The organism is Stenotrophomonas sp. YJH_SMC_10, assembly GCF_059371555.1.
The window spans coordinates 82,572-105,015 of record NZ_JCAFUS010000011.1; the positions used below are offsets into that span (position 1 = coordinate 82,572).

At 68.0% G+C, this 22,444-nt stretch carries 19 protein-coding genes and 1 riboswitch; of the genes, 11 read left to right on the forward strand and 8 right to left on the reverse strand.

From position 1 onward, the window contains the following. Nucleotides 1-12: 12 nt before the first annotated feature. From AC5P9C_RS14860 to AC5P9C_RS14870, 3 genes are read right to left on the reverse strand one after another with little or no spacing between them, the layout of a single operon-like run. The gene (locus tag AC5P9C_RS14860) at nucleotides 13-2,028 is read right to left on the reverse strand and encodes an acetyl-CoA carboxylase biotin carboxylase subunit (RefSeq protein WP_414615190.1); all 2,016 of its coding nucleotides are present in this window, start codon (nucleotides 2,026-2,028) and stop codon (nucleotides 13-15) included. Nucleotides 2,029-2,036: 8 nt separating this feature from the next. Beyond that, nucleotides 2,037-3,647, reverse strand: coding sequence for a carboxyl transferase domain-containing protein (locus tag AC5P9C_RS14865; protein WP_343540803.1), 1,611 nt, complete (start codon nucleotides 3,645-3,647; stop codon nucleotides 2,037-2,039). A 10-nt stretch (nucleotides 3,648-3,657) separates the two neighbouring features. Continuing rightward, nucleotides 3,658-4,821: an isovaleryl-CoA dehydrogenase gene (locus AC5P9C_RS14870; protein ID WP_053461863.1), complete on the reverse strand. Its 1,164-nt coding sequence runs from the start codon at nucleotides 4,819-4,821 to the stop codon at nucleotides 3,658-3,660. Between the two features lie 159 nt (nucleotides 4,822-4,980). On the opposite strand from AC5P9C_RS14870, the gene AC5P9C_RS14875 reads away from it, so the two are divergent. From AC5P9C_RS14875 to AC5P9C_RS14885, 3 genes are all read left to right on the forward strand, one after another. After that, nucleotides 4,981-5,598 carry a TetR/AcrR family transcriptional regulator gene (locus AC5P9C_RS14875; protein WP_049467968.1) on the forward strand — a complete coding sequence of 206 codons (618 nt, stop codon included), beginning with the start codon at nucleotides 4,981-4,983 and terminating at the stop codon, nucleotides 5,596-5,598. Between the two features lie 196 nt (nucleotides 5,599-5,794). Then, complete coding sequence (locus AC5P9C_RS14880) at nucleotides 5,795-6,313, forward strand: c-type cytochrome (protein WP_343540801.1); 519 nt, start codon at nucleotides 5,795-5,797, stop codon at nucleotides 6,311-6,313. A 346-nt stretch (nucleotides 6,314-6,659) separates the two neighbouring features. After that, nucleotides 6,660-8,105, forward strand: coding sequence for an ExeM/NucH family extracellular endonuclease (locus tag AC5P9C_RS14885; RefSeq protein ID WP_057494531.1), 1,446 nt, complete (start codon nucleotides 6,660-6,662; stop codon nucleotides 8,103-8,105). Between the two features lie 301 nt (nucleotides 8,106-8,406). Here the strand turns inward: AC5P9C_RS14885 and AC5P9C_RS14890 are convergent, their stop codons facing one another. Continuing rightward, complete coding sequence (locus tag AC5P9C_RS14890) at nucleotides 8,407-9,264, reverse strand: EamA family transporter (protein ID WP_103283186.1); 858 nt, start codon at nucleotides 9,262-9,264, stop codon at nucleotides 8,407-8,409. Nucleotides 9,265-9,307: 43 nt separating this feature from the next. Here AC5P9C_RS14890 and AC5P9C_RS14895 point away from each other — a divergent pair, with 43 nt between their 5' ends. The 4 genes from AC5P9C_RS14895 (at nucleotide 9,308) to AC5P9C_RS14910 (ending at nucleotide 15,251) form a co-directional block, all read left to right on the forward strand. Further along, nucleotides 9,308-9,979 carry an alpha/beta hydrolase gene (locus AC5P9C_RS14895; protein ID WP_329851837.1) on the forward strand — a complete coding sequence of 224 codons (672 nt, stop codon included), beginning with the start codon at nucleotides 9,308-9,310 and terminating at the stop codon, nucleotides 9,977-9,979. Next, complete coding sequence (gene zapE, locus AC5P9C_RS14900; protein ID WP_053504951.1) at nucleotides 9,976-11,076, forward strand: cell division protein ZapE; 1,101 nt, start codon at nucleotides 9,976-9,978, stop codon at nucleotides 11,074-11,076. Before AC5P9C_RS14895 ends, zapE begins: the two co-directional genes overlap by 4 nt. Before the next feature lie 634 nt (nucleotides 11,077-11,710). Further along, entirely contained in the window at nucleotides 11,711-14,113 is a 2,403-nt protein-coding gene (locus tag AC5P9C_RS14905) for a ribonucleoside-diphosphate reductase subunit alpha (RefSeq protein WP_057494534.1), read from the forward strand. 118 nt (nucleotides 14,114-14,231) lie between these two features. Further along, nucleotides 14,232-15,251, forward strand: coding sequence for a ribonucleotide-diphosphate reductase subunit beta (locus AC5P9C_RS14910; protein ID WP_014035600.1), 1,020 nt, complete (start codon nucleotides 14,232-14,234; stop codon nucleotides 15,249-15,251). A 132-nt stretch (nucleotides 15,252-15,383) separates the two neighbouring features. Here AC5P9C_RS14910 and AC5P9C_RS14915 read toward each other — a convergent pair whose 3' ends face one another. Next, nucleotides 15,384-16,019 carry a LysE family translocator gene (locus tag AC5P9C_RS14915; protein ID WP_049465444.1) on the reverse strand — a complete coding sequence of 212 codons (636 nt, stop codon included), beginning with the start codon at nucleotides 16,017-16,019 and terminating at the stop codon, nucleotides 15,384-15,386. A gap of 90 nt (nucleotides 16,020-16,109) precedes the next feature. On the opposite strand from AC5P9C_RS14915, the gene AC5P9C_RS14920 reads away from it, so the two are divergent. From AC5P9C_RS14920 to AC5P9C_RS14930, 3 genes are all read left to right on the forward strand, one after another. Next, nucleotides 16,110-16,511 carry an acyl-CoA thioesterase gene (locus tag AC5P9C_RS14920; protein WP_343540794.1) on the forward strand — a complete coding sequence of 134 codons (402 nt, stop codon included), beginning with the start codon at nucleotides 16,110-16,112 and terminating at the stop codon, nucleotides 16,509-16,511. A 56-nt stretch (nucleotides 16,512-16,567) separates the two neighbouring features. After that, the gene (locus AC5P9C_RS14925) at nucleotides 16,568-17,383 is read left to right on the forward strand and encodes an NAD-dependent protein deacetylase (protein ID WP_495205207.1); all 816 of its coding nucleotides are present in this window, start codon (nucleotides 16,568-16,570) and stop codon (nucleotides 17,381-17,383) included. Nucleotides 17,384-17,564: 181 nt separating this feature from the next. After that, nucleotides 17,565-18,665, forward strand: a complete 1,101-nt coding sequence (locus AC5P9C_RS14930) for an NADH:flavin oxidoreductase/NADH oxidase (protein WP_343540790.1) — start codon at nucleotides 17,565-17,567, stop codon at nucleotides 18,663-18,665. A 3-nt stretch (nucleotides 18,666-18,668) separates the two neighbouring features. Here AC5P9C_RS14930 and AC5P9C_RS14935 read toward each other — a convergent pair whose 3' ends face one another. Then, nucleotides 18,669-19,580 (reverse strand): LysR family transcriptional regulator, encoded by a 912-nt coding sequence (locus AC5P9C_RS14935; protein ID WP_053462614.1) that lies wholly within the window; start codon nucleotides 19,578-19,580, stop codon nucleotides 18,669-18,671. 114 nt (nucleotides 19,581-19,694) lie between these two features. Here AC5P9C_RS14935 and purU point away from each other — a divergent pair, with 114 nt between their 5' ends. Next, complete coding sequence (purU, locus tag AC5P9C_RS14940; RefSeq protein WP_026347242.1) at nucleotides 19,695-20,546, forward strand: formyltetrahydrofolate deformylase; 852 nt, start codon at nucleotides 19,695-19,697, stop codon at nucleotides 20,544-20,546. Between the two features lie 133 nt (nucleotides 20,547-20,679). Here the strand turns inward: purU and pncA are convergent, their stop codons facing one another. Beyond that, entirely contained in the window at nucleotides 20,680-21,306 is a 627-nt protein-coding gene (pncA, locus tag AC5P9C_RS14945; protein WP_343541226.1) for a bifunctional nicotinamidase/pyrazinamidase, read from the reverse strand. Between the two features lie 55 nt (nucleotides 21,307-21,361). Next, nucleotides 21,362-22,033 (reverse strand): epoxyqueuosine reductase QueH, encoded by a 672-nt coding sequence (locus AC5P9C_RS14950; RefSeq protein ID WP_049415804.1) that lies wholly within the window; start codon nucleotides 22,031-22,033, stop codon nucleotides 21,362-21,364. Between the two features lie 139 nt (nucleotides 22,034-22,172). Continuing rightward, nucleotides 22,173-22,400: riboswitch (cobalamin riboswitch) on the reverse strand. Between the last annotated feature and the right edge of the window lie 44 nt (nucleotides 22,401-22,444).

Here is a 22,444-nt window from a genome sequence, read left to right on the forward strand (position 1 = left end):
CCGCCCCGGCGATCAGGCCGCCTCGAAGTCCACCAGCACCGCGCCGTCGCCGACCTGGTCGCCGGCCTTGGCACGGTAACCCTTCACCGTGCCATCGGCCGGTGCCTGCAGGGTGTGCTCCATCTTCATTGCCTCCAGCACCACCAGCGGCGTACCGCGCTTGACCTCGGTACCGGCAGCGACCAGCGTGGCCACGATCTTGCCCGGCATCGGGGCCAGCAGGCTGCCGGCGTCGGCCACGGCATGGTCCGATTCACTGACCGGATCGTGCAGGGTGAAGCGATGCTGGCCATCGGCACCAAACAGGTACAGCTGGTCGCCGTCACGCAGCAGCTGCAGTGTCCAGCGGCGCCCGCCCAGCTGCACCGCCAGCCCGCGCACATCGGCCGTGCCGATCACCCCCACCGGTGCTGCGTCATCGCACTGCACGCGCCAGCCATCGGCCTGCGCCCACACCTTCAGCGTGTGCCGGCGCTCGCCCTGCTGCAGCGGCAGCACGCGCGGCGCGCACGCGCCCAGGCGCCAGCCATCCTGTGACTGCCACGGCGAATGCGGATCACGCGCGTCGGTGCTGGCGGGTGCCGTGCTTGCCACTGCGGCCACGGCGGCCAGCAGCCACAGGTCCGCACCCGCATCGCCGACGGCACTCAATGCCGCCTGTTCGCGTTCGATCAGCGCGGTATCCAGCCTGGCCTGCGCGAACGAACCGGTATTCACCAGGCGGCGCAGGAAACCAGCGTTGGTGGTCACGCCCACCACCTGGCAGTCGGCCAGTGCCTGGCTCATGCGGCGCAGCGCGGCGTCGCGGTCCACGTCCCAGACGATCAGCTTGGCGATCATCGGATCGTAGTACGGGGTGATGCTGTCGCCTTCCTCCACGCCGGTATCGACGCGCACGTGGGCCGACGCTGCCGGCAGGCGCAGGCGGCGCAGGGTGCCGGTGGACGGCAGGAAGCCACGATCGGCATCTTCGGCGTACAGCCGCGCTTCGATCGCGTGGCCATGGATGGCCAGCTGGTCCTGGCGCAGCGGCAGCGGCTGGCCCGAAGCCACGCGCAGCTGCCACTCCACGAGGTCGGTGCCGGTGATGTATTCGGTGACCGGGTGCTCGACCTGCAGGCGGGTGTTCATTTCCATGAAATAGAAATCGCCGTCCGGACCGGCGATGAACTCCACCGTGCCGGCACCGACGTAGCCCACCGCGCGCGCGGCATCGACCGCGGCCTGGCCCATCGCGGCGCGGCGCTCGGCACTCATGCCTGGGGCGGGAGCCTCTTCCAGGACTTTCTGGTGGCGGCGCTGCACCGAGCAATCGCGCTCGAACAGGTAGACCGCTTCACCGTGGCTGTCGCCGAACACCTGGATCTCGATATGGCGCGGCCGTTCGACGTACTTCTCGACCAGCACGTGGTCGTTGCCGAACGCCGAGGCTGCCTCGCGCTGGCAGCTGGCCAGCGCATCGACGAAGTCCTCGCTGCGCTCGACCTTGCGCATGCCCTTGCCACCGCCACCGGCGCTGGCCTTGATCAGCACCGGGTAACCGATGCCATCGGCCTGTGCGCGCAGGAAGTCCGGCGCCTGCTGGTCACCGTGGTAACCCGGCGTCAGCGGCACACCGGCCTTGGCCATCAGCGCCTTGGCCGCGCTCTTGTCACCCATCGCACGGATCGCGCTGGGCGGTGGCCCGATGAAGGTGATGCCGGCGGCGGCGCAGGCATCGGCGAAGTCGGCGTTCTCCGACAGGAAGCCGTAACCGGGGTGGATGGCCTCTGCGCCGGTAGCGCGCGCGGCGTCAAGCAGGGCATCGCCACGCAGGTAGCTCTCGCGTGCGGCGGCCGGGCCGATGTGGACGGCTTCGTCGGCCAGGCGCACATGGCGTGCGTTGCGGTCGGCATCGGAGTACACCGCCACGGTGGCGATGCCGAGGCGGCGGCAGGTGGCGATGACGCGGCAGGCGATTTCGCCGCGGTTGGCGATCAGGACTTTGCTGAACATGGCAACGTGCTTCATAGGAGCGTGCTCGGTCATGGCACGGGTCACATGCGGAACACGCCGAAGCGCGTCTGCTGCGGGGCGGCGTTGAGGCTGGCCGACAGCGCCAGCGCCAGCACCTGGCGGGTGTCGGCCGGATCGATCACGCCGTCGTCCCACAGGCGCGCGCTGGCGTAGTACGGGTGGCCCTGCTGTTCGAACTGGTCGCGGATCGGTGCCTTGAAGGCATCCTCTTCCGCCGCCGGCCACTGGCTGCCCTTGGCTTCGATGCCATCGCGCTTGACCGTGGCCAGCACACTGGCGGCCTGCTCGCCGCCCATCACGCCGATGCGCGCGTTCGGCCACATCCACAGGAAGTTGGGCGAGTACGCACGGCCGCACATGCCGTAGTTGCCGGCACCGAACGAGCCGCCGATGACCACGGTGAACTTGGGCACCTTGGCACAGGCCACCGCCATCACCAGCTTGGCGCCGTCCTTGGCGATGCCGCCCTGTTCGTACTTGCGGCCGACCATGAAGCCGGTGATGTTCTGCAGGAACACCAGCGGGATGTTGCGCTGGGTGCACAGCTCGATGAAGTGCGCGCCCTTCAGGGCCGACTCGGAGAACAGGATGCCGTTGTTGGCGATGATGCCGATCGGGTAGCCGTTCAGATGGGCGAAACCGGTCACCAGCGTTGCGCCGTAGCGCGGCTTGAACTCGTCGAAGCGCGAGCCATCCACCAGCCGCGCTATCACCTCGCGCACGTCGTAGGGCTTGCGCGTATCGGCCGGGATCACGCCATACAGTTCATGGGCCGGCAGCAACGGCGCTTCAGGGGCCTGCACCGCCATCGCCGGTTCCGGCTTGCGCCAGTTGAGCTGGGCGATGATCGCGCGCACCCGTGCCAGCGCCTGCAGATCGTTGTCGGCCATGTGGTCGGCCACGCCGGAGATGCGGGTGTGCACGTCGGCGCCCCCCAGTTCCTCGGCCGTCACCACTTCACCGGTGGCCGCCTTCACCAGCGGCGGGCCGCCGAGGAAGATCGTGCCCTGTTCGCGCACGATCACGGTCTCGTCGCTCATCGCCGGCACATAGGCGCCACCGGCGGTGCAGCTGCCCATCACGCAGGCGATCTGCGGAATGCCCTGCGCCGACAGGTTGGCCTGGTTGTAGAAGATGCGGCCGAAATGATCGCGGTCGGGGAAGACTTCGTCCTGCAGCGGCAGGAACGCGCCGCCGGAATCGACCAGGTAGATGCAGGGCAGGTGGTTCTGCTCGGCGATCTCCTGCGCGCGCAGGTGCTTCTTCACCGTCATCGGGTAGTAGGTGCCGCCCTTGACCGTGGCGTCGTTGGCCACGATCACGCATTCCACGCCGCTCACCCGGCCGATGCCGGCCACCACGCCCGCGGCGGGCACGGCGTCTTCATACATGCCGTGCGCGGCCAGCGGCGCGATTTCCAGGAAGGCGCTGCCGGGGTCGAGCAGGGCGTCGATGCGCTCACGCACCAGCAGCTTGCCGCGTGCGGTGTGCTTGGCGCGCGCCGCCTCACTGCCACCCAGCGCGGTGCGGGCGAGGGTGGCATGCAGGTCGTCGACCACGGCCTGCATGGCCGCGCGGTTGCTTTCAAACGTTTCGCTGCCCGGTTGCAGCTGGCTGGTCAGGACGGTCATCGCGGTGGCCTTACAGGGTGCGCTGGAACAGTTCGCGGCCGATCAGCATGCGGCGGATCTCCGAGGTGCCGGCGCCGATTTCATACAGCTTGGCGTCGCGCCACAAGCGGCCGGTCGGGTATTCATTGATGTAGCCGTTGCCACCGAGGATCTGGATCGCCTGGCCGGTCAGCCAGGTGGCCTTCTCGGCGGCGTACAGGATGGCACCGGCGGCGTCCTGGCGGGTCGTGCGGCCCTGGTCGCAGGCGCGCGCCACGGCATAGACGTAGGCGCGGCAGGCGCCCAGGCCCACGTACATGTCGGCGATCTTGGCCTGGATCAGCTGGAAGCTGCCGATCGGTTCGCCGAACTGGTGGCGTTCGTGCACGTAGGGCATCACCACGTCCATGGCCGCGGCCATCAGCCCCAGCGGGCCACCGGACAGCACCACGCGCTCGTAGTCCAGGCCGGACATCAGCACGCGCACGCCACCGCCGACCTGGCCCAGCACGTTCTCTTCGGGAATCTCGCAGTCCTGGAACACCAGCTCGCAGGTAGGCGAAGAACGCATGCCCAGCTTGTCCAGCTTCTGCGCGGTGGAGAAGCCCTTCATGCCCTTCTCGACCAGGAACGCGGTGATGCCCTTGGCGCCGGCGTCCATGTCGGTCTTGGCATAGACCACCAGCACGTCGGCATCCGGGCCGTTGGTGATCCACATCTTGTTGCCGTTGAGCACGTAGCGGTCGCCGCGCTTGTCGGCGCGCAGCTTCATCGACACCACGTCCGAGCCGGCCCCCGGCTCGCTCATCGCCAGCGCACCGACCAGGCTGCCATCGCACAGGCCGGGCAGGAAGCGCTGCTTCTGTTCCTCATTGCCGTTCTTGCGCAGCTGGTTCACGCACAGGTTGGAGTGCGCGCCATAGGACAGGCCGATGCCACCGGAGGCGCGCGAGATTTCTTCCATCGCCACCACGTGGGCCAGGTAGCCCATGCCGGTACCGCCGTATGCTTCTTCCACGGTGAGGCCGAGCAGGCCCTGCTCGCCCAGCTTCGGCCACAGGGCCAGCGGGAACTGGTTGCTGGCATCGGCCTCGGCGGCCAGCGGTGCGACCTCGGCGGCGGCAAAATGGGCCACGCTCTGGCGCAGCAGGTCGATGTCTTCGCCAAGATCGAAGTTCAGGGATGGCACGTGCATTGTGGTGGCTCCACGGCGGGATGGCAGGAAATGGACGCACCCGGCGGGGGAGCGGGCGGCGGTCGGCAGGACCGCCACCCGCACGGGCGATGGCCCCAGCGTAGCGGGGTTCGGACAAGAAGTGAATACGAATTCAAAAATTGAAACTAGAATCAGAACATGGCCTATAAACGCTCTGCATTGATGGAAGAACGCCTGGCGGGCGCCCGTGAACGGATCCTGCTGGCCACCCGCGAACTGGTCGCGACCGGCGGCTGGCGCAACGCCCCGGTGACCGCCGTGGCGACCCAGGCGGGGGTGTCCACCGGCCTGATCTACCGCCACTTCCCGTCCAAGGCCGAGCTGTTCGTGGAGGTCCTCAACGCCGCCGTGGCCCACGAGGTCGCGATCATGGAGCGCATCGCCAGTGGCCCGGAGGCGGCCAGCGAGCGCCTGCGGCTGGCGATCACCGCCTTCGTCCGCCGCGCCCTGGCCGGGCCGGGGCTGGCGCATGCTTTCATCGTCGAACCGGTCGATCCGGACGTGGAAGCCGAGCGCATGCGCGGCCGCCGCGCGTTTGGCGACGTGTTCCTGCGGCTGGTCGAAGAAGGCGTGGCGGCCGGCGAACTGCCGGCGCAGGACGCGCATGTGGCCGCCGCCTGCCTGGTCGGTGCCTTCACCGAGGCGATGGTCGGCCCCACCGCACCCAGCCGCGAAGCGCACCGCGACGAGGATGCGCTGGTGGATGCGATCTGCAGCTTCTGCCTGCGCGCGATCGGCGCCCCGGTAATCCGGTAGCGCCGGCCGCTGGCCGGCTTCTGTTGCTGGGGTCAGATCCCTTTTGCGGCGCAAAAGGGATCTGACCCCAGCCCCCGGCATGCTGCGCCGCACCAGCATTGACGCCTGTTGTCGCACGCAAGGCGCGTTCTATACTCGGTCCATCACGCAGTCGCTCAGCCGTGGTCCAACGACTATCAGCCAGGGGTAACGAAGAGTGCGGAATTACGATCTGGAGTTCCTGAAACGCTTCTCCATGGTGATCGCGCTGCTGGCGACCATCACCCTCGGCCTCATCGTCCTTGCCGCCTACCTGCACACCCGGATTCCGCCCGAGGTGTCGCCCACTGCGGCCAAGCGCACCGAACAGCGCATTTCGCCCACCGGCGCGGTCTATGCCGGCAGCACCGGCGCCGCCGCGCAGGCCGCGGCCAAGGCCGCCGCGCTGGCCAAGGCGGCGTCGCAGGTGGCCTACGGCGGCACCAAGGATGGCAAGGTGATCTTCGACAACCTGTGCACCGCCTGCCACACCAACGGTGTGGGCATGGCACCGACGCTGGACCATTCGCATTGGGACAAGCGCATCGCGCAGGGCAAGGACACCCTCTACAAGCACGCCATCGAGGGCTATACCGGCCCCGACGGCGGCATCATGCCGCCCAAGGGCGGCAACCCGGCGCTGACCGAAGAACAGATCCACGCCACCGTGGACTGGATGCTGGCCAACCTGAAGTAACCGCCGGAACGGCCGAACCGCAAAACGGCGGAAACGTCGAAACAGGGAACGGCCGAACGGGATGGCGGAACCGCGGAACGGGGAACGGCCGAACCGGATGGCGGAACCGCGGAACGGGGGTAGAGTCGACTGTTAGTCGACTGCTCTTCCCAACGCCACCGAAAAAGCCCGCGCTGCGCGCGATAGTCGACTGACAGTCGACTCTACCCGCCGGTCGCCCCATCGCCCCGGTCGTTCTCCTTCCGCCGCCGGTGGCTTTGCCCACCAAGCTCAAAACCCCGCCTGCAGACGGGGCTTCGCATTTCAGGGTTAGTCTGTGCGCCCTCTTCCCAGGAATCGCCCGTCGATGCACCGCCGCTCCTTCGCCCTTGCCCTGTCCCTGCTGCTGCCGGCCGGCGCGTTCGCCCAGGCCCAGCCGCAGGCCACGCCGATCGCGACGCCCCCTGCCGCGCGCAGCAGCGCCCCGGTGGTGCTGACCGCCGCGCCGGCCGACTGGCGCGCGCTGGATGGGCAGCGCGTGCGCATCGCTGCGCCGCTCACCCTGGCCGGTACCGACGGCCTGGAGCGCTTCGGCCAGCTCACCGTGGCCTTCGATGGCCGCCTCTGGCAGCCGACCGAAGTGGCCGCGCCGGGCTCTGCCGGCTATGAGCAGGTGATGGCCGACAACCAGCGCCGCCGCCTGGTGCTGGAAGATGGCCGTACTGCCCGCGACCCCGCCAGCGTGCCCTACCTGCCGGGCAATCCGGTGCTGCGCACCGGCATGCAGCTGCGCAACGTGGAGGGCATCGTGCGCGTGGACGCGCAGGGCCATCCGCGCCTGCAGGTCGAAGGCGCGCTGAAGCTGCCGGAACTGAAGCGCCCGGCAGTACCCACGGTGCCGGGCAGCCTGCACGTGGCCGCCTTCAACCTGGAGAACTTCTTCAATGGTGACGGCCAGGGCGGTGGCTTCCCGACGTTGCGCGGCGCGCGCACGCTGGACGAGCACAAGGCGCAGCTCGCCAAGCTGGTCACCACGGTCAACGCGCTGGGCGCCGATGTCGCTGCGCTGATGGAACTGGAGAACGACGGCTACGGCCCGCAGTCGGCCATCGCCGAACTGGTCGATGCGCTCAACCGCGACCGCGGCGCGCAGGGCGACTGGCGCTTCGTCGACGCCGGCAACGGCCCCGGCGACAACCCGATCCGGGTCGGCATCATCTATCGCAGCAACCGCCTGCAACCGCTGGGCAAGCCGGCCACACTGACCGGCGGCCCGTTCGTCGAGCACAGCCGCGTGCCGCTGGCGCAGGCCTTCCAGGGCAAGCACGGTGCGCCGTTCGTGGTGGTCGCCAACCACTTCAAGTCGAAGGGCTGCCGCGATGCGAGCAGTGCCGACGCCGACCACAACGACAACCAGGGCTGCTGGAACGCCACCCGCGTGACCTCGGCGCAGCAGCTGCACGCCTGGCTGCAGACCGACCCGACCGGTACCGGTGCCAGGGACGCGGTGCTGCTTGGCGATTTCAACGCCTACGCGATGGAGGACCCGATCCGCACCCTGCGTGACCTGGGCTGGCAGGACGCGTTCAAGGTGGCCAAGGTCGAGCATCCCTACAGCTACGTCTACAACGGTTACACCGGCCGTCTCGACCACGCCCTGCTGAACCCGGGCATGGCCAAGCGCCTGCGCGGTGCCGCCGAATGGCACAGCAACGCCGACGAGCAGGACGCCAGCGGTTACCAGGGCCGCAACGTGCAGGGCCCGTGGCGCAGCTCCGACCACGACCCGCTGCTGCTGGGTTTCGACAGATAGGGTTCGCCGGGGATCTGCTCTGGGAGGGACCTTGATCGGCACGGATGCTGCCGTTGCTTTTGATCTACCAGTCCGCCTTCAAGCGAGCCGAGCATCGCAGGTGAATCAGGGGCGAAGAGGCGCCGATGTCTGAGCGCAGCGAGTTCGGCGCCGTCCCCTGGTTCACCGAGAAGCGCAGGGTACCGGTGCACAGCACCGGCTCGCGGCTGGCGGCGCGTTTCTTTTGGTTACTTTTCTTTTCGCGCGAAAAGAAAAGTGACATCCCACCGCGGGCGCGGAAATGGCCCGCCGCAACCAACGCTCACCCCCAGGCGATCAACCCGATCGCCAGCACCGCCAGCGCCAGCCCCGCGCGGTTCCACTTCGTGGTGGCCTCGCCGAAGGCGAACACACCCACCAGCGCGCCCAAGACCACCACCCCGATGTTCATGCCGGCGAACACGGTGGCCGGGCTGTCCGGCATCGCCTGGTGCGCGTGTACATAGAAGAGGATGTTGCCGCCATTGAGCAGGCCCAGCAGCGCACCCGCGCCCAGGTTGCGCCAGGCCAGCCGGCTGCGGCCACGCGCATGCCGCCACAGCTGCAGCGCCAGCATCAGCACGAAGGCCACGCTGAAGCTGGCCAGCACCGCCGCCATCGACGGCGTGCCGGACAGCGCCACCTGCTTGAGCAGCACGTCCACCACCGCAAACCCGGCCCATACCCCCAGCAGCCAGCCCCAGCCGCCGGGCGAGGACGCGACCACCGGCCCGCGTGGGCGCAGGCTGATCGCCACCATCGCCAGCAGGCCCAGGCCGAGCCCGGCCAGCTTCCACGGCGTGGCGGTCTGGCCGAAGAACAGGAACGCGGCGGCCAGTGACAGCAGCAGCGACAAGCGCTGCGCCACGTCACTGCGGACGATGCCGGCCACCGCCACGGCGCGGCCCAGCACCAGGAAGATCGAGGGCAGCACCACCGCCAGCGCCAGCAAGGACAGCCACGGGGCATGTGGCGCGCGCAGCGCATCCAGCGGCGGCTGCAGCACCACGGCGGTGAGCGTTGCCGCCACCAGATAGTTCCAGGTGACCATCTGCGCAACATCCAGTTGGCGGCGTCCGGCCATCTTCAACAACACCGAAACCAGCACGCTGCAGATCACGGCTAAAGACAGGAAGAGCATGGGACGGGCACAGGGCAGGGGCGGGGGACGGTATCATGGTGCCATGCACAAGCCTTCGTTCCCCGTCGCCCCCGGCGAAACCGCCTGCCTCGAACTGGACGGCCCGGCCGGCCCGCTGGAAGTGGTCGTCGACCTGCCCAAGGCCGACGTGCCGGCACAGCCGATCGTGGCCATCGTCTGCCATCCGCTGTCCACCGAGGGCGGCACCCTGCACAACAAGGTGGTCACCATGACCGCCACGACCCTGCGCGAGCTGGGCATCGCCACGGTGCGCTTCAACTTCCGCAGCGTCGGCGCTTCGGCCGGCACCTTCGATGGCGGCGTGGGCGAGCAGGACGACCTGAAGGCGGTCGCCGCCTGGGTGCGCAGCCAGCGCCCGCACGACCGCCTGTGGCTGGCCGGTTTCAGCTTCGGCGCGTTCGTGTCGCTGAAGGCCGCCGCCACGCTGCAGCCGGAAGCGCTGATCTCGATCGCGCCGCCGGCCGGTCGCTGGGATTTCGACGGCATCGCGCCGCCGGCGCGCTGGCTGGTGATCCAGGGCGAGCAGGACGAGATCGTCGACCCGCAGGCTGTCTACCAGTGGCTGGACACGCTGGACGCCCCGCATGAGCTGGTACGCATGCCCGAGACCAGCCACTTCTTCCACCGCAAGCTGATCGACCTGCGTGGCGCGCTGACCCACGGCGTGAAGCACTGGCTGGGCGCGGCGGCATGAGTGCAACCGAGCTGACCCCGTCGCAGCGGTACGCGGAAGGGGTCGCCCGCGGTGACTGGCAGGACGATCCGGCCCAGCATGCGGCGCTGGCCGAGCTGGACCGCATCCACCTGGCCCTGCTGGACAGTGCCGAGGACGGCTGGCTGGATCGCCTGTCCTCGTTCTGGAAAAAGCCCGAGCCGGTCAAGGGCCTGTACTTTTGGGGCGGCGTCGGCCGCGGCAAGACCTTCCTGGTCGACCTGTTCTACGACGGCCTGCCGATCAGGCAGAAGTACCGCACCCACTTCCACCGCTTCATGCGCAGCGTCCACGAGCGCCTGCGCGAGCACCAGGGCCAGAGCGACCCGCTGGCGAAGATCGCCCAGGAATGGCGCAGCAACCTGCGCGTGCTGGTGCTGGACGAGTTCTTCGTCACCGACATCGGTGACGCGATGCTGCTGGCGCGGCTGCTGGAGCGCCTGTTCGCCGAGGGCGTGACCCTGGTCACCACCTCCAACACCGCGGTGGAGAACCTCTACCTCAACGGCCTGCAGCGCGAGAGCTTCCTGCCGGCCATCGGCCTGCTGCAGCGCTTCTGCGTCGAGCTGTATGCCGAAGGCACCGAGGACTACCGGATGCGCGCGCTGACCCGCTCGCCGGTGTACCGCGCACCGCTGGCGGCCGACAGCGACGACTGGTTGGCCACGCGCTGGAGCGAACTGAGCGGCGGCCAGCCGGCCAAGCCCGGCAACATCGAGATCGAGGGCCGCAAGATCCCGGTCCGGGGCCGCGGCAAGAGCATCGCCTGGTTCGATTTCGCCGCGCTGTGCGAGGGCCCGCGTGGGCCGTCGGACTACATCGAGATCGCGCACGAGTTCAACACGGTGCTGCTGGGTGGCATTCCCGCCTTCGACCGCTTGAACGAAGATGCCGCGCGCCGCTTCGTCAACCTGATCGACGAGCTGTACGACCGCCACGTCAACCTGGTCTGTACCGCCAGCACTTCGCCGATCGAGCTGTACACCGGCCAGCGCCTGCAGGGCGCCTTCGAGCGCACCGCCTCGCGCCTGATCGAGATGCAGAGCGCTGAGTACCTGGGCACCCCGCACCGGGCGTGAGCGACTCTGCGGGCGTGCATTGCCGGCCAGCGGCCGGCACGCCCCCCTTGGGATTCCGGTAGTGCCGGCCGCTGGCCGGCAATGATCGGGGGATAGGGCGCAACGGCGTTTCCCTGCGGCGGCTCTTCCGGCCCGGCCGCCACATACGGCCTCGCGTCGCTGCCCGGAGGGTGATCCCGGCATCCACCGGATTCCCACCGGCTGCCCACGATCTATCCACAGGGTTGTCCCTAGCCAGTTTCATCACTGTCATGTGAAGCTGTCATTGTTCCGTTTTCGCGGTGCGTTGTGCCACCGCAATGACGCCTTTCGGGCTTGACTGCGCAGCCCGTTCCGGCAGGTCTGAAGCGTCCGATCCAGGCGTCGATGGCACGATCCTTGCGGCGCAAGGGATTGCCGAATTTCACTACATTTGGCGTTGACGGACCCCATTACCCCCACTATCTTGTGGCCGTCGGTCGCAGCAACCCCAATTCCAGGGGGTGGCCCCAGTACCCCTCCGCGATCGTCAACGGCAGTGGCCGGCGCAGGTCTCATTCCCTGCGACGCCGTCCTGTCACCCTGGGCTGTCATGTCCCGGGCCGCGTCACCCGATGCATCGAGCACCCCCAATCACGCCAAGAGGACACACGCCGTGAGCACCGAATCCAGCGCCACCATCGAGAAGGAAAGCGAATTCCTGTTGACGTCGCCGCCGACGGCCAACGCGATGAGTGTGACCAAGCGCAATGGGACCACCGAACTGGTGGACCTGAACAAGATCGTGCGCGCGGTGCAGCGTTCCTCTGAAGGCCTGCACGCCGTCGATCCGATGCGCGTGGCCACCCGCACCATTTCCGGCCTGTACAACGGCGCCACCACCCGCGAGCTGGACGAGCTGTCCATCCGCACCGCCGCCCTGCTGATCGGTGAAGAGCCCGAGTACGGCCGCCTTGCCGCGCGGCTGCTGGCCAACTACATCGCCAAGGAAGTCTCGGGCCAGGAAATCTACGCCTTCTCGCAGTCGGTCAGCCGTGGCCATGAAGTCGGCCTGATCAACGACCGCCTGCTGAACTTCGTGCAGACCAATGCACGCAAGCTCAACGACGCCATCGACGGCGCGCTGGACCTGAACTTCGATTACTTCGGCCTGCGTACCCTGTACGACCGTTACCTGCTGCGCCACCCGCACACCCGCAAGGTGATCGAGACCCCGCAGCAGTTCTTCCTGCGCATCGCCAGTGCGCTGAGCGAGGACGTGTCCGAGACCCTGGCGCTGTACAAGCGCATGGGCAACCTGGACTACCTGCCGTCCAGCCCGACCCTGTTCAACTCCGGCACCACCCACGAGCAGCTGTCCTCGTGCTTCCTGCTGGACTCGCCGCAGGACTCGCTGGAGTCGATCTATGCCAAGTACGGCGACATCGCCCAGCTGTCGAAGTTCTCCGGCGGCATCGGCGTCAGCTACACCCGCGTGCGTTCGCGTGGCTCGCTGATCAAGTCGACCAACGGCCACTCCAACGGCATCGTGCCGTGGCTGAAGACCATGGATTCGTCGGTGGCCGCGGTGAACCAGGGCGGCAAGCGCAAGGGCGCGGCCTGCGTGTACCTGGAAACCTGGCACGCCGACATCGAGGACTTCCTCGAACTGCGTGACAACACCGGTGACGAAGCCCGCCGTGCGCACAACCTGAACCTGGCCAACTGGGTGCCGGACCTGTTCATGAAGCGCGTCGAGGCCGACCAGGAATGGTCGCTGTTCGATCCGCGCGTCGTGCCGGAGTTCACCGACCTGTTCGGCGAAGCCTTCGAGCAGGCCTACCTGCAGGCCGAAGCGCAGGGCAAGGCCAACCGCACCATCTCCGCGCGCAAGCTGTATGCCCGCATGATGCGTACCCTGGCCGAGACCGGCAACGGCTGGATGACCTTCAAGGACAAGTGCAACCGCGCCAGCAACCAGACCCTGCGTCCGGGCAACGTGATCCACCTGTCCAACCTGTGCACGGAAATCCTGGAGGTCACCTCCAACGATGAAACCGCAGTGTGCAACCTGGGTTCGATCAACCTGGGCAACCACTTCGACGAGCACAACGAGTTCGACTTCGAGAAGCTGGCCGAGACCGTGCGCCTGGCCGTGCGCCAGCTCGACCGTGTCATCGACCTGAACTTCTACCCGATCGAGACCGCCCGCCGCGCCAACCTGCGCTGGCGTCCGGTCGGCCTGGGCTGCATGGGCCTGCAGGACGTGTTCTTCCGCAAGCGCCTGCCGTTCGACAGCGCCGAGGCCCGCGCCCTGTCGAAGAAGATTGCCGAAGCGATCTACTTCCACGCGCTGGAAACCTCCTGCGAGCTGGCCCAGGAACGCGGCAAGCACCCGTCGTTCAACGACACCCGCGCCGCCAGTGGCGAACTGCAGTTCGACGCCTGGAACGTGGTGCCGGAAGACACCGCGCGCTGGGATGCCCTGCGTGAGCGCATCAAGGAACACGGCCTGCGCAACTCGCTGATGATCGCGATCGCGCCGACCGCGACCATCGCCTCGATCGCCGGCTGCTACGAGTGCGTCGAGCCGCAGGTGTCCAACCTGTTCAAGCGCGAGACCCTGTCCGGTGACTTCCTGCAGGTCAACCGTTACCTGGTCAACGAGCTGAAGAAGCTGGGCCTGTGGACGCCGGAAATGCGCGATGCCATCAAGCTGGCCGAGGGTTCCATCGCCGGTCTGCCGCAGATCCCGGAAGCGCTGCGCGAGGTCTATCGCACCGCGTGGGAACTGCCGATGCGTTCGCTGATCGACATGGCCGCCGAGCGTGGCGCCTTCATCGACCAGTCGGCCTCGCTCAACCTGTTCATGGAAAGCCCGAACATCGGCGCGATGTCCTCCATGTACATGTACGCCTGGAAGCAGGGCATCAAGACCACCTACTACCTGCGTTCGCGTCCGGCCACCAAGATCGCCAAGACCACGGTGAGCGCGGCGGCCCCGGCCAAGGTGTTCAGCCCGGACGAAGCCATCGCCTGCTCGCTGGAAAACCCGGAAGCCTGCGAGGCCTGCCAGTAACAGCGGCACCGCCGCGCGGTAGTGCCGGCCGCTGGCCGGCAACCCCGGCCAACGATCATCACCCACGGTAGCACCGGGCCATGCCCGGTGGCTCACCCAGGAATTCAAGGAAACACCCATGGCCGACAAGCCCAAGCAGATGCTGCTCGATCCCGGTTTTGAACTGACCCTGCGCCCGATGCGCTATCCGCAGTTCTATGACATGTACCGGAACGCGATCAAGAACACCTGGACGGTGGAAGAGATCAACTTCCAGATCGACATCACCGACCTGCACAGCAAGATGTCGCCGGGTGAGCGCCACCTGATCCACCGCCTGGTCGCGTTCTTCGCCACCGGCGATTCGATCGTGTCCAACAACCTGGTGCTGAACCTGTACCAGCACTTGAATGCGCCCGAAGCGCGCATGTACCTGTCGCGCCAGCTGTATGAAGAAGCACTGCACGTGCAGTTCTACCTGACCCTGCTCGACAACTACCTGCCGGATCCGGAAGAGCGCGCCAAGGCGTTCTCGGCGGTGGAGAACATCGACTCGATCAAGAAGAAGGCCGATTTCTGCTTCAAGTGGATCGACTCGATCCAGGACCTGACCCGCATCGAGACCCGCGCGCAGCGTCGCCAGTTCCTGCTCAACCAGATCTGCTTCGCCGCCTGCATCGAAGGCCTGTTCTTCTTCGCTGCCTTCGCCTACGTGTACTACTTCCGTTCGCGCGGCCTGCTGCCGGGCCTGGCTTCGGGCACCAACTGGGTGTTCCGCGACGAGAGCGCGCACATGGAGTTCGCGTTCGAGTCGGTGCGCGTGGTGCGTGAGGAAGAGCCGGACCTGTTCGATGACGAGATGAAGCAGCAGGTCTACGACATGCTGGCCGAAGCCATCGAGTGCGAGGTGCAGTTCGCCGAGGACGTGCTGTCCGGCGGCGTGGCCGGCATCTCGACCCGCGACATGCGCCAGTACCTGCAGCACTGCGCCGACCAGCACTTCGCCAAGCTGGGCATGGAAAAGAAGTACAACGTGCGCAACCCGCTGCCGTTCATGGAACTGCAGGACGTGCAGGAACTGACCAACTTCTTCGAACGCCGCGTCTCGGCCTACCAGGTCGGCGTGCAGGGCGAAGTCGCCTTCGACATGAACTTCTGATCGGACCGGTCAGGCCTGTCGCAACGAGAAACCCCGGCCAATGCCGGGGTTTTTCGTTTCTGTGGCGTCGAGCCATGCTCGACTGGTCTTCGCAAACAGCAGTCGAGCATGGCTCGACGCTACAAGGCGCGGCTAGCGCCGCCCTTCCACCGCCATGCGTACCGCCAGCCCGGCCAGCACCGTGCCCATCAGCCAGCGCTGCACCCTCTGCCAGGTGGGGCGCGCGGCCAGGAAACCGGCGATGCTGCCAGCGGTCAGCGCGATGATGCCGTTCACGGTCACACTCACCGCGATCTGGGTGGAGCCCAGCACGATCGACTGCAGCAGCACGCTGCCCTCGCTGTCCGGATGCAGGAACTGCGGCAGCAGCGACAGGTACATCACCGCCACTTTCGGGTTCAGCAGATTGGTCAGGAAGCCCATCGTGAACAGTCTGCGCGGGCTGTCCTGCGGCAGCTCGCGCACCGCGAACGGCGAACGGCCGCCGGGCCTGAGCGCCTGCCACGCCAGGTACAGCAGGTACAGCGCGCCACCGATGCGCAGCGCGTCGTAGGCAAACGGCACGGTCATCAGCAGGGCAGTGATGCCCAGTGCCGCGCACAGCATGTAGAACACGAAGCCCAGCGCCACCCCGCCCAGCGAGATCAGGCCAGCCATCGGCCCCTGGCAGATCGAGCGCGAGATGACGTAGATCATGTTCGGCCCGGGCGTGAGCACCATGGCCAGGGAAACCAGCGCGAAGGCCAGCAGGTCGGAAGTGGCGGGCATGGGCGGTCCTGGCGGTGGGCGTGGCGCAGTGTAGCGCTGCCTGCACGGGGCCTGGCTTAAAATTGCCGCACCCCACACCGAAGCACCCCCATGACCCCGATCACCGAGACCGTGCCGCCCACCGAAGTGCGCATGGCTGAAATCGTCTTCCCCAACCACACCAACCATCTCGGCACCCTGTTCGGTGGCCAGGCATTGGCATGGATGGACAAGGCCGCGTTCCTGGCCGCCGCCCGCTATTCGCGCCGTACCGTGGTGACCGCGCGCAGCGACCAGGTCGACTTCAAGCTGCCGATCCGCATCGGCCAGATGGTGGAAACCATCGGCCGCATCGTCGAGGTCGGCCGCAGCTCGATGAAGGTGGAGGTGGAACTGGTCGCCGAAGACCTGCACAGCGGCGAGCGCAAGCTGTGCACCCGCGGCCACTTCGTGATGATCGCACTGGACGAGGAAGGCCACCCGATCGCGGTACCCCCGCTGCCGGCCGCCTGAGCACGCCAGCTGAACCGGCGCTTGCAGGGGCGCTGCGGCGCCCCCATCTGGCAGCCATGACCCTGCCGCTGACCGACTTCATCGACCGCGCCCAGCGCCTGTTCGTGCTGACCGGCGCCGGTTGCAGCACCGCCTCGGGCATCCCCGATTACCGCGACACCGACGGCCAGTGGAAGCGCACTCCGCCGGTGACCTACCAGGCCTTCATGGGCGAGGCGGCCACCCGCCAGCGCTACTGGGCGCGCAGCCTGCTGGGCTGGCCGCGCTTCGGCCTGGCCCGGCCCAACGGCACCCACCACGCCCTGGCCGCGCTGGAGCGCCGCGGCAAACTGCAGCTGCTGCTCACGCAGAACGTGGATGGCCTGCACCAGCGTGCCGGCAGCCACACGGTGATCGACCTGCATGGGCGCCTGGATCAGGTGCGCTGCATGGGCTGCGAGCGGCGCAGCGATCGCGGGGCGTTCCAGCAGCGCCTGCTGGACGCCAACCCCGGCTGGGACACGCTGGAGGCCGGCATCGCCCCGGACGGCGATGCCGACCTGGAGGCTGATTTCTCCGGCTTCGTTGTACCCGATTGCGCGTACTGCGGCGGCCTGCTGAAGCCGGATGTGGTGTTCTTCGGCGAGAACGTGCCGCGCGACCGCGTGGCGGCAGTGCACGATCACTTGCACCAGGCCGACGCCGTGCTGGTGGTGGGCTCGTCGCTGATGGTCTACTCCGGGTTCCGCTTCGTGCAGGCGGCCGCCAGGGCCGGATTGCCGGTGGCCGCCGTGAATCGTGGCCGCACCCGTGCCGACGACCTGCTGCAGTTCAAGGACGAGCGGGACTGCGCCGAGGCGCTGGCGTCGGTTATCGAGCCACCGGCTGGGTAGAGTCGACTGTCAGTCGACTATCGCGCGCAGCGCGGGCCTTTCGAGAGCCGTTGGAAAAGCAGTCGACTGTCAGTCGACTCTACCGGCAACCCGTCCCCGCGAAACAGCGATCCATCCAGATGGTTGATCCCGGAGCCGCGCAGCGGTGCAATACGCATCCCCTACGTCGTGCATTCCTGTCTTGAGCCAGCTGTTCTCGCCGATCTCGTTCGGCCCCCTGACCCTGTCCAACCGCATCGTCATCGCGCCGATGTGCCAGTACTCCGCCGAAGACGGCCGCGCCAGTGACTGGCACGCCATGCACCTGGGCAACCTGGCGCAGTCCGGCGCCGGCCTGCTGATCCTGGAAGCCACCGCGGTCGAACCACGCGGCCGCATCAGCTGGGCCGACCTGGGGCTGTGGGACGACGGCACCGAGGCCGCGTTGGCACAGGTACTGGCCAGCATCCGCCGCTGGTCGCCGATGCCGCTGGGCATCCAGCTGGGCCATGCCGGCCGTAAGGCATCCACCGCCCGCCCCTGGGACGGCGGTGGCCAGCTGGCGGCCGATGATGCGCGTGGCTGGACCACCGTGGCGCCGTCACCGCTGCCGTTCCACGCCGCCGATGCGGCGCCGCAGGCACTGGACGAGGCGGGCATTGCCGAAGTGATCGCCGCCTTCGCCGCCAGTGCGGTGCGTGCCGAGCGCCTGGGCTTCGAGCTGATCGAGCTGCATGCCGCGCACGGTTACCTGCTGCACCAGTTCCTGTCGCCGTTGAGCAACCACCGTACCGACGGTTATGGCGGCTCGCTGCCGAACCGCCTGCGCCTGCTGGTGGAAGTGTTCGACGCGGTACGCGCGGCGGTGTCGGACAAGGTCGCGGTGGGCGTGCGCATTTCCGCCAGCGACTGGGTCGAGGGTGGCTGGGACCTGGTGCAGAGCGAAGCACTGGCCCAGGTGCTGGACGCGCGCGGCTGCAACGTCCTGCATGTCTCCAGCGGCGGCCTGGACGAGCGCCAGAAGATCACCGTCGGCCCCGGTTACCAGGTGCCGTTCGCGGCGGCGATCAAGGCCAAGGTGCGCATGCCGGTCATCGCGGTGGGCATGATCACCGAGCCCGAGCAGGCTGAATCGATCCTGCGCCATCGCCACGCCGATGCCGTGGCCATGGCGCGCGGCATCCTCTACGACCCGCGCTGGCCGTGGCATGCCGCCGCTGCCCTGCGTGACAGCGTGGACGCGGCGCCGCAGTACCTGCGCTGCGAGCCGCGCGAGGCGCGCGGCGTGTTCAAGGCGCGCTGAGGCTCACACCCGCCAGGCCGGCGCCATGCCGGCCCGCAGGTGTTCGAACAGCGCGCGGATCTTGGCGGTGAAGTCGCGGCGGTCGCTGACGCAGAAATAGACGTCCATCGGTTCCGGCCGCCACGCGCTGTCGGCGCCGAACACCGCCTGCAGGCGGCCATCGCGCAGGTACGGCTCGGCCACGAACGCGGCCAGCCGGGTGATGCCGGCACCGGCCACCGCCAGCGACGCCAGCGCATCGATGTCATCGCAGACCATGCTGGGCGGCAGCGCAGCGTCCACACGCTGGCCGTCCTTCAGCAGGCCCCAGCGCAATGGCCGGCCATCGGTGGGAAAGCGGTGCAGCAGCCCGCGATGGCGACCCAGTTCAGCGGGTTCCTGCGGCGTGCCATGGGCCTTAAGGTAGGCGGGCGAGGCGCAGAACACGAACGGAACACGCGCCAGCTGCCGCGCGACCACCCCGTCCTCCAGCTGCGCCCCGATGCGGATGCTGGCATCCACCGCTTCCGGGCCATGCTGCACGGCGCGGTCGGTCAGGCGCAGCTCCAGCTGCAGTTGCGGGTAGCGCTGCTGCAGCGAAGGCAGCAACGGCGCCAGCACATGGCGGCCGAACGCACTGCTGCTGGCGATGCGCAGCGGCCCGGCCGGTTCGATGTCGCCGGAGGTGACCATCGCCTGCGCGCGCGCCAGGTCGGCCTCGATGTGGCGCACCTGCGCCAGGTACAGCGCCCCGGCTTCGCTGAGCGCCAGCTGGCGCGTGCTGCGGTTCAGCAGCCGTACGCCCAGATGCGCCTCCAGCCGGTTGATGTTCTGCCCGACTGCGGTGGCACTGATGCCAAGGATGCGGGCCGCGGCGGCAATGCTGCCGGTCTCTGCGGTGCGGGTGAAGCTGCGGATCAGTTGCAACAGGTTCATGACCAACCAGCTTGCCACGATGGAGGCCAAGTATCGCTTGGGACTGAACCCATCGGTTCGGCTGCATCGGCGATCATCCCGCCGCTGGGCAGGATGCTGCCCTACACTGTGCCGATGCGCCCCGATTCCATCCTCACCCTGTCCTGCCCCGACCGTACCGGCATCGTCTATCGCGTGTCCGGCCTGCTGTTCGACCACGGCTGCAACATCCTCGACGCCCAGCAGTTCGGTGACGAGGAAAGCGGCCGCTTCTTCCTGCGCGTGCATTTCGACCGTGACGCCGGCCTGCCGCTGGAGACCGTGCACGCCGCGATGGCCACGCTCGCCCAGGACTTCGGCATGGACTGGCAGCTGCACGATGGCCGCCGCCGCGCACGCCTGCTGGTGCTGGTCAGCAAACAGGGGCATTGCCTCAACGACCTGCTGTTCCGCGCCCACAGCGGCCAGCTGAAGGTCGACATCGCGGCGGTGGCGTCCAACCACGCCGACTTCGCGCCATTGGCCGCCTCCTACCAGGTTCCGTTCCACCACCTGCCGGTGACCGCCGATACGCGCGCGGTGCAGGAGCAGCAGATCATCGATCTGGTCGAGCGCGAGCGCATCGACCTGGTGGTGCTGGCGCGCTACATGCAGATCCTGTCACCCACGCTGTGCCGCGCGCTGGCCGGCCGTGCGATCAACATCCACCACAGCTTCCTGCCCAGCTTCAAGGGCGCGCAGCCCTACCACCAGGCACACGCGCGCGGGGTCAAGATCATCGGTGCCACCGCGCACTACGTGACCGAGGATCTGGACGAAGGCCCGATCATCGAACAGGACGTGGCCCGCGTGGACCACGCGATGGCACCGCGTGAACTGGTGCGGCTGGGCAGCGATACCGAATCGCTGGTGCTGGCACGCGCGGTTCGCCGCCATGTGGAGCACCGTATCCTGCTCAACGGGCACCGCACGGTGGTGTTCCGGTAACGTGCTGCCCCTTCGTGGTCCGCCGGGCATGGCCCGGCGCTACCCACGGGTGTGATCCGGTAGTGCCGGCCGCTGGCCGGCAACTGCAGGGATCCAGGCGTTGCCGGCCAGCGGCCGGCACTACCGCTCTGGGTCAGGCGATCGCGATCCCCGCCTTGCCCAGCGCCTCGCGCACCATCGCATCATTGGCTTCGGTCACCGGCCGGGTCAGCTCCCACAGGAACTTCACCCGGAAGCCGGACTTCACTGCGTCCTGCGCGCTCCACAGCACGCAGTAATCGCGGGCCAGGCCGCACACGTGCACTTCGCGGATGCGCCGCTCATGCAGCCAGCCGGCCAGGCCGGTGGCCGGGCGCTCGCCGTCGGGGCCGTGGTTCTCGCGGAAAGCGCTGTACGAATCCACCTGTTGGCGCGTGCCCTTGCGCAGGATCAGGTCGGCCGTGGTCCAGTCCACGCCCGGGTGCAGGGCGGCACCGGCGCTGCCCTGCACGCAGTGGTCCGGCCACAGGGTCTGCGGCTGCGCATGCAGCAGGATGGTCTCGAACGGGCGTTGGCCGGGGTGCTGGCTGGCGAACGAGGCATGGTCCGCCGGGTGCCAGTCCTGGGTCGCCACCACCGTGCGGTAGCGGCGCTGCGCCAACAGTCCGGCAATGGGGGCCACCAGCGCATCGCCCTGGTCGCAGGCCAGGGCGCCCCCGGGCATGAAGTCCGGCTGCAGGTCGATCACCAGCAGGGCGACATCGGCGGGCAGGGCGGTCATGGCAGTTCCGGTACAACAGAAGGGGCGACCAGCGTGGCCGCCCCATGCGCACACGTCAATCGCCCTGCGGCGTCCCAGCGTCCTGCCCGTAGTACAGCAGGCCGATCCTGATGCGCTCGCGGCCGTTCTCGCGGCGGTGGCGGTTGGCATCGCGCAGCGAGTACACGCAGCCGCAGTACTCCTGCTGGTAGAACTGCTCGCGCTTGCTGATCTCGATCATGCGGCTGGCACCGCCGCCCTTGCGCCAGTTGTAGTCCCAGTACTGCAGGCCTTCATAGCGCGAGGCGGCGCGAATGCCGCAGTCGTTGATCTGCGCCATGTTCTTCCAGCGCGAGATGCCCAGCGACGAACTGATGGTGTCGTAGCCGTGTTCGTGCGCGTACAGCGCGGTGCGTTCGAAACGCATGTCGAAGCACATCGTGCAGCGGATGCCGCGCTCGGGTTCGTTCTCCATGCCGCGTGCGCGGCTGAACCAGTTGTCGGTGTCGTAGTCGCAATCGATGAACGGAATGCCGTGCTGCTCGGCGAAGCGGATGTTCTCCTGCTTGCGCAGCTCGTACTCCTTCACCGGGTGGATGTTCGGGTTGTAGAAGAAGATCGCGTAGTCGATCCCGGAGGCGGTGATCGCTTCCATCACTTCGCCGGAACAGGGCGCGCAGCATGAATGCAGCAGCAGGCGCTTGCCGTCGGCGGGCAGGGTCAGGGTGGGGCGTTGGAACTCGGTCATCGTCGGGTGCGTCAGGGCGTGGAAGCGGGCTGGCCGGATACCGTGAACAGGACGCGCGCGGCCACACCGCCTGCGCGCGCAGGACGACGATGGCCCCGGCACCCTCCCCGCGGAGAGTCCAGGTCGAATCAGGGGACGGTCGTGTCCCCCGGCCGGGGCCGGTATTCGGGCTGATGGACACGGGCCGCAGCCCACCTACTCCCTGCCGCTTCCCAGGCGTGAGCCCAGTGCTGTTGGCAGGATTCGTTTCCATTCACCGCTGCGGGGCAGCTCCGGAATGGGCGCGCCAGGCGCCTTCACCGGATTCCCGTTTAAATCCCTGCCACCATCCAGACACGGCAGGGATACCTTCGGCGTGTGCAAGGTGGACCTGTTGGCCGCAGGGGTCAAGCCCGGGGTCGGATCCCCGTT